Source organism: Rothia sp. 11273D007AR (assembly GCF_053547255.1).
Genome location: NZ_JBPPWJ010000001.1, coordinates 80011 through 93918, shown reverse-complemented (window position 1 = coordinate 93918; position 13908 = coordinate 80011). Strand labels below are relative to the sequence as shown.

Annotated in this window: 10 protein-coding genes; 3 read left to right on the top strand and 7 right to left on the bottom strand. The window is 59.7% G+C overall.

From position 1 onward, the window contains the following. The first annotated feature begins 42 nt into the window (after nucleotides 1–42). Genes ACED88_RS00420 through ACED88_RS00410 form a run of 3 tightly spaced genes read left to right on the top strand, consistent with a single transcriptional unit; the run spans nucleotide 43 to nucleotide 4173 of the window. The gene (locus tag ACED88_RS00420; RefSeq protein ID WP_449108416.1) at nucleotides 43–2226 is read left to right on the top strand and encodes a S9 family peptidase; all 2184 of its coding nucleotides are present in this window, start codon (nucleotides 43–45) and stop codon (nucleotides 2224–2226) included. Nucleotides 2227–2234: 8 nt separating this feature from the next. Beyond that, the gene (locus ACED88_RS00415) at nucleotides 2235–3272 is read left to right on the top strand and encodes a hypothetical protein (RefSeq protein ID WP_449108415.1); all 1038 of its coding nucleotides are present in this window, start codon (nucleotides 2235–2237) and stop codon (nucleotides 3270–3272) included. A 4-nt stretch (nucleotides 3273–3276) separates the two neighbouring features. Next, complete coding sequence (locus tag ACED88_RS00410) at nucleotides 3277–4173, top strand: hypothetical protein (protein WP_449108414.1); 897 nt, start codon at nucleotides 3277–3279, stop codon at nucleotides 4171–4173. A 496-nt stretch (nucleotides 4174–4669) separates the two neighbouring features. On the opposite strand, the gene gatB is transcribed toward ACED88_RS00410, so the two are convergent. The 7 genes from gatB to ACED88_RS00375 form a co-directional block, all read right to left on the bottom strand. Beyond that, the gene (gatB, locus tag ACED88_RS00405) at nucleotides 4670–6175 is read right to left on the bottom strand and encodes an Asp-tRNA(Asn)/Glu-tRNA(Gln) amidotransferase subunit GatB (protein ID WP_237187310.1); all 1506 of its coding nucleotides are present in this window, start codon (nucleotides 6173–6175) and stop codon (nucleotides 4670–4672) included. After that, nucleotides 6176–7765: an Asp-tRNA(Asn)/Glu-tRNA(Gln) amidotransferase subunit GatA gene (gatA, locus tag ACED88_RS00400; RefSeq protein WP_237235955.1), complete on the bottom strand. Its 1590-nt coding sequence runs from the start codon at nucleotides 7763–7765 to the stop codon at nucleotides 6176–6178. A gap of 9 nt (nucleotides 7766–7774) precedes the next feature. Then, nucleotides 7775–8071: an Asp-tRNA(Asn)/Glu-tRNA(Gln) amidotransferase subunit GatC gene (gene gatC / locus ACED88_RS00395; RefSeq protein WP_237197368.1), complete on the bottom strand. Its 297-nt coding sequence runs from the start codon at nucleotides 8069–8071 to the stop codon at nucleotides 7775–7777. Nucleotides 8072–8230: 159 nt separating this feature from the next. Further along, entirely contained in the window at nucleotides 8231–8896 is a 666-nt protein-coding gene (locus tag ACED88_RS00390; RefSeq protein WP_449108198.1) for a transglycosylase family protein, read from the bottom strand. Between the two features lie 539 nt (nucleotides 8897–9435). After that, a complete protein-coding gene (gene ligA, locus ACED88_RS00385) occupies nucleotides 9436–11592 on the bottom strand; it encodes an NAD-dependent DNA ligase LigA (RefSeq protein ID WP_449108496.1) in 2157 nt (718 codons plus the stop codon). Nucleotides 11593–11692: 100 nt separating this feature from the next. Then, nucleotides 11693–12769, bottom strand: a complete 1077-nt coding sequence (locus tag ACED88_RS00380; protein WP_449108197.1) for a PP2C family protein-serine/threonine phosphatase — start codon at nucleotides 12767–12769, stop codon at nucleotides 11693–11695. Further along, complete coding sequence (locus ACED88_RS00375; RefSeq protein WP_423817417.1) at nucleotides 12766–13893, bottom strand: adenylate/guanylate cyclase domain-containing protein; 1128 nt, start codon at nucleotides 13891–13893, stop codon at nucleotides 12766–12768. The genes ACED88_RS00380 and ACED88_RS00375 overlap by 4 nt, the downstream gene beginning before the upstream one ends. Between the last annotated feature and the right edge of the window lie 15 nt (nucleotides 13894–13908).

The following is a 13908-nucleotide window of genomic DNA, read 5'->3' as shown; positions in this document are numbered from 1 at the left end:
GTCATTTAGAATGGTGGGAAGCGAGTTTTTACGAAAGGGCTGATGATGTCTCTGACTCCTCCTCTTGCCAAGCGTGTACCCGTTGAGCGCACCCATCACGGTGATACTTTTGTTGATCACTATGAGTGGTTGCGCGATAAGGAAAGCGCCGAGGTTCTAGAGTATCTACGCGCTGAGAACGCCTTTACCGAGGCGGTCACAGAAGACCAGCAGCCCCTTCGGGACGCTATTTTTGAAGAGATTAAGGGGCGCACCCAGCTCACCGATATGTCGGTGCCCTCGCGCCGCGGGGCCTGGTGGTACTTTAACCGCACGGTTGCCGGTGAGCAGTACCCGGTCATGTGCCGCGTCCCCGCCCTCACAGAGGGCAGCGTTGAAGAGCGCTACCAGCCGCCGGTCGTCCGCCCCGGTGAGCCGCTTGACGGCGAGCAGGTCGTATTGGACTGCAACGAGTTTGCCCGCGACATGGCCTTTTTCTCCCTGGGTTCCTTCCAGGTCACTCGCGACGGCTCCCTGCTGACCTTCGGTGTTGATGACTCGGGCGACGAGCGCTACACCCAGTACTTCAAGAACCTCGATACCGGTGAGATTCTGGAGGAAAAGATTGAGGACGTCTTCGCTGGTGCTTTCTTTGCCTCCGGCGCTAAGCACCTGATCTACTCGGTAGCCGATGAGTCCTGGCGCCCCTATGAGGTGCGTGCCCACGCTATCGGCACCAGTGCGTCTGAAGATTTTGCCCTCTACCGCGAGGACGACAACGGGCTCTGGCTGGGAGCCGGGATGTCGTCCTCCCGAACCCACGTGGTCATTACCTCTTCAAACTCCGAGTATTCAGAGACCCGCATTATTAACATCCACGAGCTGGGCCAGCTAGAGCCCACGCTCATCATGAAGCGGGACGCCGGCATCGAGTACTCCACCGACGTTATCGATGTGGAGGGCACCGGCTACCTGGTCATCGGCCACAACCACGAGGCCCCCAACGGCGAAATCGTGCTGGCTCCCCTGCGGGAAGAGTACGTACCCTTTGCCGACTTCAAGGCCAGCTGGATTCCCCTGGTGCCCCACCGCACGGACGTCCGCCTAGAGGGTTTCAAGTTCTCCCGCAACCATCTGGTCCTGATGGCCCGTGAGAACACCACCGTCAAGGTGTTTGTGGCCCCGCGTACCGCGCTCGCGGAGCAGGTGGCTTCTGCCCACCCCCAGGGCATTGACCTCTATGAGCCCGGCGGCTTCACCGAAGAGCTCTACACGTCAGCCTTCTCCGGTGTGAACATCATGTCTCCGGTTATCCGCCTGAACTACACCTCCTACCTCACCCCCAGCAGCGTCTACGACTACTTCCCCGATACCGACGACCTCGTGCTGCGCCGCCGCACCCCCGTCATCGGCTACGAGCCCGAGAACTACACCGCCTACCGCATGTGGGCACCGGCAGCGGACGGAGCCATGATTCCGCTCTCCGTCATGCACCGCGCCGACCTCGATAAGGCCCAGGAAAACCCCCTGATTCAGTACGGCTACGGGTCCTATGAGTCCTCCATGGACCCCTACTTCTCCACCGCCCGCCTCAGCGTGCTGGACCGCGGCGTCATCTTCGTCGTCGCCCACATCCGCGGGGGCGGCGAAATGGGCCGTGCCTGGTACACCGAGGGCAAGAAGCTGGCCAAGAAAAACACCTTCACCGACTTCATCGACGCCACCGACTTCCTGGCCTCCCAGGCCTGGGTGGACGCTGCCCGTATCGGCATCATGGGTGGATCAGCCGGCGGCCTGCTCATGGGCGCCGTCGTCAACATGGCTCCCGAAAAATACGCAGCCTGCCTGGCCCAGGTCCCCTTCGTAGACGCCCTCACCACCATTCTCGACCCCAACCTGCCGCTCTCAGCCCTGGAATGGGAAGAATGGGGCAACCCCATCACCGATAAGGAGGTCTACGACTACATGAAGTCCTACACCCCCTACGAAAACATCCGCCCCGTCAAGTACCCGGCCATTGCAGCTGTTACCTCCCTCAACGACACCCGCGTCTTCTACGTTGAACCGGCCAAGTGGGTAGCAGCCCTGCGCGAAACCATTGACCCGGCCTCCCCCACTCCCCTGCTCAAAATTGAGATGGACGGCGGCCACGGTGGCGGCTCAGGCCGCTACACCGCCTGGCGCGAAATCGCCTGGGACTACTCCTTCCTGCTCACCCACCTGGGTGCCACTAGCGTCACGGAGTAAACCCGCTCATGCCCCCGTCCGCTGATCTAGTAGATCTCACCCCGCGCGTCCCCCACGAAATCTTGCTCTCCCTGCTGAATAAGCCGCCCTACCGGGAAAAGTGGATGCGGCACGTGCAAAGACGCCGGGGTAACTCCATCAACCAACGAGCCGTAGCCACCTTCATCGCCTACGAGCTTTCTGACTACCTCGACCAGGACATCGACCCGGCCACCATCAAAGACCGGGTCTCGCGCGCCCTCAACGGCGAAGCGATTTCGGACGCCACCGCCCACATGTTCATCACGGCCTTCGAGTTCACAGCGGCCGAGGCAAGAGAACTCCAGCGTGCCCTCTCGACCCACAGCCTCAGCCGAAAGCTCGCCCAGCGGGCAGAGACCCTCACCAGCGCCGAACGCACCATTGACACCCGCAACTACACGTCGCTCTCCACCCTGATGGACGGCCATGTCGACCGTTTCGGGTTCATGCGCCACTTCATCGTCACCGAGATTATCCGCTCTGAAGTTGATGAGCTCACCCTCATCTCTCCACGCTTCGAGTCCACAGATTCCACCGCCACCCTTGTTGAAGGTGGCGAACTCATCTCTATGAACGAGCATGAACGCGCCCATATCCATCACCAGGACAACACCATGTGGCAGTTAGCCATCAGGACGCCCTACCCTATTCGCTACGGACAGGTACACCAGATCCGCTACCGGATCGACCTCAATATCGAACCCATGCTCCGTAAACGAGAGAAGTTCAACTACGCTTCTCTAGGGCCTTTTACGCCGGCCCGCTTCAACACCAGCTTGGCCCTTACCTTCGATGCCCCGCCCACCAATATGCACCAGAAAATCTGGTCCCAAGCCATGCGCGATGAAAACCTGCTCGAAGTGATAGAGCTTCCCGCTCAGCTCCGCTACTCTATGAGCTTCCCCATCGCCGAAGACACTGTCTTCGCCTACTTTTGGGAATCTGACCATGATGGAGCTGTCAGCCACTACCACGAGGGCACCTCCGTGCGTCCTTCCCCTCTCGACTCCTCGAACTCCCACTAAAACCATGTCTTCATCTTCCGGCACCGATTCCACGACCCACCTGGTGAGCTCCCTGCTTCGTTCAGAACTCCTTGAACCCTACGTCCGCGATGTGTGGGAACGCTACGTCCACCACGAAAAACTGGGCGAGGCTAACCCCTTCTCTATCAGGGCTATCGCCCGCGCTATGAGTGCCCACCAACATACGGTTTACGGCTTAGAAATCCCGCCCCACAAGTACAAAGACCGGGTGCGCCGGGCCATTACCGGCGAACACATCAGTAGCGAAACCATTGACCTCTTGAGCGAGACCTTCGGCTTCGATGAGCGAACCCGCAAGACCCTGCACAAGGCAGCCACCCAGGGGTTCGATGACTCAGAAACCGTACAGTTCCTCCGCACCAACCCCCAGGTACTGACCTCTAGCTGCTACCTGGATATTCAGCTTGACCCGACTGACCCCGGTGCATTTACTCTCAACGCCACCTACACCCTTCTCAGTCTCGAGTCAGGCTGCTCGGCCTTCGTCTTCTCCCTGCCCCAGGGGCAAGAGCTCATCTGCGACAACCGGCACTTTTCCGTATCGCGTGTGAGCGAAGACCAGGAATGGGTCTTTACTCCCACCAGCTTCATCCAACCCCTACAGACTTTTATGCTGTGTTTTAGTGTCAAAGGCAGGGCAACACAAAACACCGATGATTCGTTTTCCCTTCTTCTTCCTTTCACACACCGCAGCTATTCCGCTGCTATCAAACTGACTGCTGCGGGAAGCCCCTTAACCGTCCGCTTCACCGAGCAAACCGATGCCAACGCTTCAGATGCCACTATTACCTGTGCCGGAGAAGTAACCGATTATCTCTCCCATTTCTACCCCAGTATTAAAGACACCCGCCTTACCCTGAGCTGGTCGGTTGCCACCTAGATTCCTACCACTCCCAATATCTAGGTCCCCTGATCGCTCTGCGATATAAGTGAGACGTGGGAGAACATAACCTAAGCATGTAAGGTTTGGTGGATGTGGTAACCACCTTCCCTTACACTCGATAACCCTAACCGGTGCTAGAGGTTCAGAGCTTCTGACAAAAGGACATCCCGCCCCTGGTGCATGTTTTCGCTCCTAGTTCCCCCCTCTGTACTAGTGCACAACCTCCCACCGCGTTATATCGAGAAAAGCTAGATAGCCTCAGTGCGATTTTTGCTATCTAGCCCGGCGGTCGATTTGTTTCCCTAGTGCATCGGCCGCTCACCGGGTAGAGCTCTTCTCCTCAGAGCCCTACCCGCGGTGCAAAGTAATAAGGCGCCCCTCTTTCCCAGAGCGGGCGCCTTCTTTGTACCCTTTCCCCTCCAGGGCAAGAAAAACCGGGCGCCCTCCCCACAGGGGAGAACGCCCGGCACATAGCTCAGTAGGTCAGGGAACCTTAGCCCTCAACACCCAGCTTTTCGAGAATCAGCTCGCGCACACGTCCGGCATCTGCCTGACCGCGGGTAGCCTTCATAACCTGGCCAACCACGGCGCCAGCGGCCTGCACCTTACCAGCGCGGATCTTGTCGGCAACATCGGGCATAGCGGCCAGAGCCTCGTCAATAGCGGCGGTCAGAGCCGAGTCATCAGAGACAACGGCCAGGCCGCGCTTCTCAACGATCTCAGCAGGGGTACCCTCGCCCTCAATGACGAAGCCGAGTACCTGGCGGGCAATCTTATCGTTGATCTTCTTACCCTCAATCAGCTGGTTGAGCTCAACGATGGTAGCGGCGGTTGCACCGGTTTCGGTCAGCTCAACCTCGCGTTCCTTGGCGATACGGGCAATCTCGCCCATCCACCACTTACGGGCAACTGAGGCGGGAGCACCGGCGGCGACGGTCTCTTCGATGGCGTCCATAGCACCGGCGTTGACCACGTCGCGGAACTCTTCGTCCGAGAAGCCCCAGTCGGCCTTCAGACGGCGGCGGCGCTCGGCGGGAGGCTCAGGCAGCTCGGCGCGCAGACGCTCAATCCACTCTTCGTCGGTGACGACCGGAACCAGGTCGGGCTCGGGGAAGTAGCGGTAGTCGTCGGCGTCAGACTTGGGGCGACCACTGGTGGTCTCGCGGGTGTCTTCGTGCCAGTGGCGGGTTTCCTGAACGACCTTCTCGCCTGCTTCGAGGACGGCCGCGTGACGCTGAATCTCGTAGCGCACCGCACGCTCAACCGAACGCAGGGAGTTGACGTTCTTGGTTTCTGAGCGGGTACCGAACTCGGTGGAACCCTTGGGCATGAGCGAGACGTTGGCGTCGCAGCGGACGTTACCGCGCTCCATACGGGCGTCGGAGATACCCAGGTTCTTGACAATTTCGCGAATGGCAGCCACGTAGGCGCGGGCCAGTTCAGGAGCCTTGTCGCCCGCGCCCACGATGGGGCGGGTAACAATTTCAATCAGCGGAACACCGGCGCGGTTGTAGTCGACCAGGGAGAAGTCTGCGCCCTGAATACGGCCAGCGGTGCCACCCTTATGGGTCAGCTTGCCAGCGTCTTCTTCCATGTGGGCACGCTCGATGTCGATGGTGAAGACGGTGCCGTCCTCCAGCTCAACATCCAGGGACCCGTTAGCGGCGATAGGCTCGTCGTACTGGGAGGTCTGGAAGTTCTTAGGGGTATCGGGGTAGAAGTAGTTCTTGCGGGCAAAATGGCTAACGGGCGCAATCTCGCAGCCCAGAGCCAGACCCAGCTTGATAGCGGATTCAACAGCCTTACCGTTGACCACCGGCAGCACGCCGGGCAGGCCCAGGGAGACGGGGGTGACATTGGTGTTCGGGGTATCGCCAAACTCGTTAGGAGCGGCGTCGAACATCTTGGTCTTGGTGTTGAGTTCTACGTGAACCTCGAAGCCGAGTACGGGGTCGTACTTCTCCATGGCTTCTTCAAACGACAGGATTTCGTCAGACATTTACTTAGCTCCCTCGAAGTCAAAGTCACGGATCAGGGCGGCGGTATCGGGCAGCTGCTCGTGCAGGTAGCCGCCCCACTTAGCGGTCAGCAGGGCTTCCAGACCAGCACCGGCGCGGTAGAGGCGGGCATCCTCGTGGGCGGGGGCGGTGAACTGGATGCCGACGGGCAGGCCGTCCTCATCTGCCAGGCCACCGGGCAAGGACAGGGAGGGTACACCGGCCAGGTTGGTGGGTACGGTGGCGATATCGCCCTTGTACATGGCCATGGGGTCGCCCTTGGTCTTCTCCCCCAGCTTGTAGGCGGTGGTGGGCGCGGTGGGGCTAATCAGCACGTCTGCGACCTCAAATGCCTTGGCGTAGTCGCGCTGAATCAGGGTGCGTACCTTCTGGGCTGAGCCGTAGTAGGCGTCGTAGTAACCGGCGGACAGGGCGTAGGTACCCAGGATGATGCGGCGCTTGGCTTCTGAGCCGAAGCCTGCGGCACGGGAGGCTGCCATGACGCGCTCGATGGTGACGTGGCCTTCTTCGGGCAGCTTACGCAGACCGAAGCGGACGCCGTCGTACTTGGCCAGGTTGGATGAGACCTCGGAGGACATAATCAGGTAGTAAGCCCCAATTGCTTCCTTGACGGAGGGCAGGGAGACCTCAACGATTTCTGCGCCGGCTTCCTTGAGCAGCTCCAGGGACTCGTTGAAGCGGGCCATGACGCCGGGCTGGAAGCCCTCGCCGGTCAGTTCCTTGATGACGCCGACGCGCAGGCCCTTGAGGCCACCTTCAGCGGCACCGGCGCGGGCGGCGTCCGCGTAGGCGGGCACGGGCTCGTTCAGGGAGGTGGAGTCCTTGGGGTCGTGACCGCCGATAACCTCGTGCAGCAGGGCGGTGTCGAGGACGGTGCGGGCACAGGGGCCGACCTGGTCCAGGGATGAGGCCATGGCAATGACGCCGTAGCGGGAGACCGAGCCGTAGGTGGGCTTAACGCCAACCGAGCCGGTGACGGCTGCGGGCTGACGGATGGAGCCACCGGTATCGGTACCCAGGGCCAGGGGGGCCTGGAAGGCAGCTACTGCTACAGCGGAACCACCGCCGGAGCCACCGGGAATACGGTCTAGAGCCCAGGGGTTGCGGGTAACACCGAAAGCTGAGTGCTCGGTGGTGGAGCCCATGGCGAACTCGTCGAGGTTGGTCTTACCCAGGATGGGCATACGAGCCTCGCGGATCTTCTGGGTGACGGTGCCGTCGTAGGGGCTCATCCAGCCCTCGAGCATACGGGAAGCTGCGGTGGTGGGCTGGCCCTTGGTGACAATGAGGTCTTTAACGGCGATGGGGACGCCTGCGAGGGCAGGTAGTTCTTTGCCGGCGGCACGGTCTGCGTCTACAGCGGCAGCAACTTCCAGAGCCTCTTCAGCGTTGAGGTGCAGGAAGGCATTGAGGCCGCTCTTGCCGGCTGCGCGGTTTTCTGTGTCCAGAGGTTCGCCATCGGTGGCGATGATGTGGTCTATGTAGGCCTGGGTTGCTTCAACAGAAGTCAGTTCCCCTGCGGCCAGCTTGTCAGCAAGTTCTGCTGCGGAAAGTTTGATGATGTCGTTCATGCCCGCTCCTTAGTCTTCGTCCAAAATTGCCGGAACCTTGAACTTGCCGTCTTCGGCGTCAGGAGCACCCGAAAGAGCTTCTTCAGCCGTCAGGGTTTCGCCCACCACGTCTTCGCGGAAGACGTTCTTGAGCGGGATGGGGTGGCTGGTTGCCGGAATATCGTCTGAGACGGCGTCTGAGACTGACTTGACGGATTCTACGATGACGTCGAGCTCAGCGGCCATAGCGGCCAGCTCTTCATCAGTCATCTCGATATGAGCCAGCATGGCAAGGTGTGCCACCTGCTCACTCGTAATAGCAGACATAATCACTTCCACGAGTTAGACATAGGTTTTCAGTTTCTATCTTAGCCCCCATACGGTCATAACACGATTTAAAAAAGAATCGCCCCCTAGCCTGTGCAGGCTAGGGGGCGACGGTGTGAGATCAGAAATCCGCTAGAGGTCTAAGAACCTGGAGGGGTCTTACTTAGCGGGGATGGTCAGAACCCAACCGATTTCAATCAGGTCAGCATCCTGAATCAGGTCAGAGTTAGCTGCCAGTACTTCGTCCCAGCCGTTGAAGCCGTGAGCGTAAGCAATTTCTGACAGGGTGTCGCCAGCCTTGACGGTGTAGGTGTTAGCAGCAGGTGCTGCTTCTGCGGTTGCTTCTGCAGCGGGAGCTTCAGCTACAGGAGCCTCAGCAACGGGAGCTGCAGTTTCTTCAACAGCAGGGGCAGTAGCAACTTCGGTTACCTCGGTTGCCTGAGGCGCAACAGCGGGGGCTTCAGCAGGCAGCTGGGGTGCTGCGGTACCGTAGTTTGCTAGGCCAAGCTTAGCGTTGCAAGCGGGCCAGGCGCCCCAGCCCTGCATCTGAAGGAGGTTTTCAGCAACGCGAATCTGCTCTGCCTTTGAGGCAGCTGCGGGGTTGCCGGTGCCGCCTGCGGCTGCCCATGAGGACAGTGAGAACTGCAGGCCACCGTAGTAGCCGTTGCCGGTGTTGATGGACCAATTGCCACCTGACTCGCACTGTGCGAGAGCTTCCCAAGCTTCGAGGGGAGCGGCGTTGGCTGCGGGGGTAGCGGCCAGGCTTGCTGCTGCTGCGCCACCGATTGCAAGTACTGCTGCTGAACGACGAATGTTGGAAGTCATGAAATGCTCCGTAAGGCCACCTTATGCTCTTCCCATCCCTGGGCATCAATGCATTGCCGTCTACCCGTAATCGTTGAGTGGATTGTTTGAGGCTTTACCCTGTAGACGGCATCAGGTGTGCGGTAGAGCCCAGCATGCGCCCACAGCTTCCACTGTGAGCTATAGACCGTTGCACCTGTGGCTTGGCGGTCGTTTTTGATTCGTTGATAACGATAACGTAACGATTTCGGCTTTGCCAACCCATTTTTGAGACAGAACACCTTTTACAGTCGAAGCCAAGACCCCTAGCCCTCCCCTGGGCAATTGGCTTTAAAGACAGGCTTGCACCACCCTTAACACCGGCAACAAGCCCGTATTTCTGCGGTTTAAAGCGGGCTACAGTCACTCAACACACCAAGACTTGTCTATCATTAAAGACAGGCTTACCCCGCTTTAAAAATTTCTTAAAGTTCAGCCACTCCCCCTTCAAACAACAGAGTCTTATGTCACATTTAGGTCACAGAATCAAAGAATCCTGTGACCTACCTGTGACTCATACCCTAAGCAACAGCGTCCGGCCCCTGCGCCAAAAGCAGCTCAAATCCCTCTTCATCCAGCACCGTCACACCCAGCTGTTCAGCCTTATCAAGCTTGGACCCGGCAGACTCACCAGCCACCAGGTAACTGGTCTTCTTCGAGACCGAGCCGGAGGCCTTTCCACCGCGCACAATGATGGCTTCCTTGGCACTATCACGGGTGAAGCGGGCTAGGGTTCCGGTGACCACAATGGTCAGACCTTCAAGGGTGCGCTCGATTGAGGCGTCCCGTTCGTCCTCCATCCGCACGCCGGCTGCCGCCCAGCGGTCTACGATTTCGCGGTGCCAGTCTTCTGCAAACCATTCCTTGAGCGAGCTAGCAATGATGGAGCCCACTCCGTCAACGCCTGCCAGGCGCTCCTCGCTTGCTTCGCGAATTGCATCCATCGACCCGAACTCGGTCGCCAGGGCCCTAGCCGCGGTGGGCCCCACGTGCCGAATAGAGAGGGCGACCAGCACCCGCCACAGGGGCTGGCTCTTTGCCTTCTCTAGCTGCTCAAAGAGCTTTTCGGTATTGCGGGTAGGGGCACTCGGCTTCTTCGCGGTACCCCGCGTATAGAAGTAGGGAACCAGTTCGGTCTTACCCGTAGGTTCACCTTTGACCTTTTTCTCGCGCTCAATACGCACATCTGCCAGATCCTCAGCGGTGAGGTCAAAGAGGAAGGCCTCAGAGATAAGCGGGGCCTGCTCAGGGGCTGCCGGACTGGTCAGGGCTTTAGCGGCCTCATAACCTAAAGCTTCGATGTCGAAAGCACCGCGCCCGGCCAGATGGTTGACGCGCTCGGTGAGCTGAGCGGGGCAGGAGCGGGCATTGAGGCAGCGGATATCCACATCGCCGTCCTTAGCGGGCGCCAGGGGCTGACCGCAGGAGGGGCAATCAGTGGGCATCACGAATTCCCGTTCGCTGCCATCGCGCAGGGCAACCACGGGCCCCACAATTTCGGGGATGACATCCCCTGCCTTACGCAGCACCACGGTATCGCCGATGAGTACGCCCTTGGCCTTGACCACGTCCTGGTTGTGTAGGGTTGCCATCTCAACCGTTGAACCAGCTACCTTGACCGGTTCCATCACACCGAAGGGGGTCACGCGGCCGGTCCGGCCAACCCCCACCCGGATATCGAGTAGCTTAGTGTTGACCTCTTCGGGCGGGTACTTGTAGGCCACGGCCCAGCGGGGTACGCGGGAGGTATATCCCAGGCGCTCCTGGGTGGAAAAATCGTTCACCTTAATAACGATGCCGTCGATTTCGTGCACCAGGGAGTGGCGTTTTTCGCCGTAGGTTGCAATGAATTCAAGAATCTCTGAGCGGCTAGTGAGTAGCTGGGAATAGGGGCTGACGGGCAGACCCCATTCCTGGAGCTGGGTATAGGTTTCAAACTGGGTGGTGATATCGAGGCCGGTGCGGGAGCCAATGCCGTGCACAAACATGCTCAGGGGGCGCTCGGCGGTCAGGGCGGCGTCCTTCTGCCGCAGGGAGCCTGCTGCCGCATTTCGCGGGTTGGCGAAGGGCGCCTTGCCCTGCTCAACCATCTGCTCGTTGAGGGCCTTAAAGTCAGCCGATGAGATAAAGACTTCACCGCGAATTTCGATTTCTTCGGGGTGGTGGCTACCGGCGAGCTGGGTAGGGATTGAGGCGATGGTCAGGACGTTGTGAGTCACGTCTTCGCCGGTGGTTCCGTCGCCGCGTGTGGCGGCGCGTACCAGCTTGCCCTTGCGGTAGAGCAGGTTGACCGCCAGGCCGTCAATCTTGAGTTCGGTGAGCCAGGCAGGGCGAGCGCCCGTCATCTCTTGGGCGTTGGTTTCGGCGCGGTCTAGCCAGGCGCCGAGCTCATCGAGGGAGAAGACGTCTTCCAGCGAGTACATGCGGGCCAGGTGGGTGACCGGGGCGAAGGCTGCTGAGGCTTCGCCACCGACTTCCTGGGTGGGTGAGTCGTTAGCAACCAGTTCGGGGTGCTGGGCCTCTAGCTTTTCAAGCTCACGGTAGAGGGCATCGTAGTCAGCATCCGAGATGGTGGGGGCGTCGTTGACGTAGTAGCTTTGGCGGGCTGCCCGAACGCGGTCAACGAGCTGAGCGTAGCGCTCCTTGATATCGGCAGCTACGCCCTGGCCTTCGACCAGGTCGCGGTCAACGCCGTGGACGGTTTCTTCTTCTACACCGGGAAGGTCTTTGTTTTCACTCACCCTATCTATTCTGCCCTATAACCTCCCCGGCTGAACTCTAGCCGTTGATACCCCGGTGCAGTTCTTTTTCAGAGTGGAACCGTTCTTCTTCGGTGGTAGCGGTGTGGGGGTAGTCGTAGCCGTCGATGTTGGCCACAATCTCGTGGGCGTCGGTCTCGGTCAGGGCTTTGAGTTCGGCTGCACGGGCTTCGGCGTCCGCTACGGTTATAGCGTCTGCCACAATTACGGTGATGTTGTCCCGCCCACCTGCGCGCAGGGCAGCCATCTGGAGCACGTCCGCCGCGTCCTGGGGGTGCTCGACGGTAGCAAGTACCCGGGCCATGTAGTTGTGGGAGAGTTCGCCAGAAAGACCGTCGGAACACATCATCAGGCGGTCGCCCTCACGAGCAGGAATAACCCAGAAGTCGGGTTCCCAGTAGTTACCGGTGCCCAGGGCACGGGTAATGACGTTACGGCGGGGGTGGGTCAGGGCCTCCATAGCGGTGATCTGACCGGTGTCGACCAGGTACTGAACCTCAGAGTGGTCTACAGTGATCTGTTCTAGTTCTAGACCTTCAACCGGCCCGTTAGAGATAGAGAGAGCTTCTTCGGTCTGAGCCTCTTCTGCCCGGACCAGCCGGTAGGTTCGGGAGTCGCCCACGTTGAAGATAAACCACATCTGCTGGTCGCCAATGTGGGTGAGCCAGGCACCGGTGACGGTTGTTCCTGCTCGTAGGTCAAGGGCGTTTTTGATGGCCTCATCGGCCTCACCAATGATTTCCTTGATTTTATCGAGGGTTTTGAGGATCTGGCGGTTGAGGGCGGAGGTTTCTTTGCGGCGCCTTCCCAGGCGGCGTCCGCCCGGTTCGTCGTTGAGGGCCTCGCTGGCAACTTCCTGCCGGAACGCTGTCTCTTCTTCTTCAGTCATGCCGCCGGGGCGGGTAAACATCTGGGCGTAGGCTAGGGTGCGGGTGCACAGGCGCGAAGCAACTTCACCCTTTTCGTGCCCGCCCATGCCGTCGGCGACCACGCAGAGGGTGCCGGCAACGACCATAGAGTCTTCATTGTTGTCACGGTACTGGCCTACGTCGGTTGACTTGCCCGCGTAGATAGTGAGGTTGGGGGCTGTGGTCATTCGAAATCGATCTCCAGTTCATTACCGATGCCCGGGGTAATCGCCACGGGCCTAACATTGCCAAAACCGCGCACGTTGCGCACGCCTTGGGGGATGAGTACAAAACGCCTGTCGTCTTCCAGCGCTTCAGCGGTCGAGTCATCGGTGAGGACGACCCCGGGTTCAGTCAGCGCAACCAGGCGGGAAGCCAGGTTAACGGTAGGTCCGTAGATGTCGCCCAGACGCGGCAGTACCCTGCCCCACACGAAGGATACGCGGGCTTCGGGGAGCTGGGGGTCTTCGCTGATAAGTTTTGAGAGGGTCAGGGCGATACGGGCGCCGTTTTCGGGGGATTCGACCAGGTACATGACCTCGTCCCCAACCGTTTTGATAATGCGTCCGCCGCCTACCGCAATCACTTCAGCACAGCGCTGTTCGAAGTTCTTAACCAGGCGAGCCAGGTTCCGCTCGTTCATCTCGCGTGAGAGTGAGGTGTAGGAGACCAGGTCGACAAAACCCACACCGCGGGCTAGGGGCAGGTCACTGTCTGCCAGGTCAGTTCCATCTTCTTCATCGCGCAGGGCAAGACGCAAGATGGCCGAATTGAGCATGCGGCGGTAGCCGTAGACGGTGATATCTTCTAGGTCTTCTATAAGGCGCGGAAGGAGACTTAGCAGTTCACCGCGGGCTTCGGTGTCGGTCAGCCCTCCATTGATAACCATGTCTTCCACCAGGGCTTCGACCTGCCAGACCACCATGCGGTCCATCATCTGCCCCACCGACCGGGTGAGCGACAGGGCGGCCTCTTCGGTCAGTTTGCCCTCTTTAATAAGGGAGGTAACCGTGGTCAGGGCTTTGCTGTCAGCGTGGGTGAAGTAGGCGTCGTCATCAGTGAGGTTAGGTAGCCCCAAGGAGCGCCAGATTTTGCGGGCGGTCAGCAGCGAAACCCCGGCGTCGTCAGCTACTTCGCCGCGCTTCATACTACGGTTTTCTCCCAGTAGAGCGCGTTCGAGTTCCAGCACGCCCTGGCGGGCTTCGTCGCTACGGTAGAGCTGGCTTTGCACGCGGTTATGGTGGTGCCTGCTCCGGTTGGGTGCGGTTCCGGCCTGTTCGGCGGGGTCGCTACCGGGTGCTGACTTCTCCACTGGAGTCTTCCTTCT

Coding starts and splice junctions, on each gene's coding strand:
- ACED88_RS00420 (WP_449108416.1), top strand. CDS start 43: ATGATGTCTCTGACTCCTCCTCTTGCCAAGCGTGTACCCGTTGAGCGC.
- ACED88_RS00415 (WP_449108415.1), top strand. CDS start 2,235: ATGCCCCCGTCCGCTGATCTAGTAGATCTCACCCCGCGCGTCCCCCAC.
- ACED88_RS00410 (WP_449108414.1), top strand. CDS start 3,277: ATGTCTTCATCTTCCGGCACCGATTCCACGACCCACCTGGTGAGCTCC.
- gatB (WP_237187310.1), bottom strand. CDS start 6,175: ATGTCTGACGAAATCCTGTCGTTTGAAGAAGCCATGGAGAAGTACGAC.
- gatA (WP_237235955.1), bottom strand. CDS start 7,765: ATGAACGACATCATCAAACTTTCCGCAGCAGAACTTGCTGACAAGCTG.
- gatC (WP_237197368.1), bottom strand. CDS start 8,071: ATGTCTGCTATTACGAGTGAGCAGGTGGCACACCTTGCCATGCTGGCT.
- ACED88_RS00390 (WP_449108198.1), bottom strand. CDS start 8,896: ATGACTTCCAACATTCGTCGTTCAGCAGCAGTACTTGCAATCGGTGGC.
- ACED88_RS00380 (WP_449108197.1), bottom strand. CDS start 12,769: ATGACCACAGCCCCCAACCTCACTATCTACGCGGGCAAGTCAACCGAC.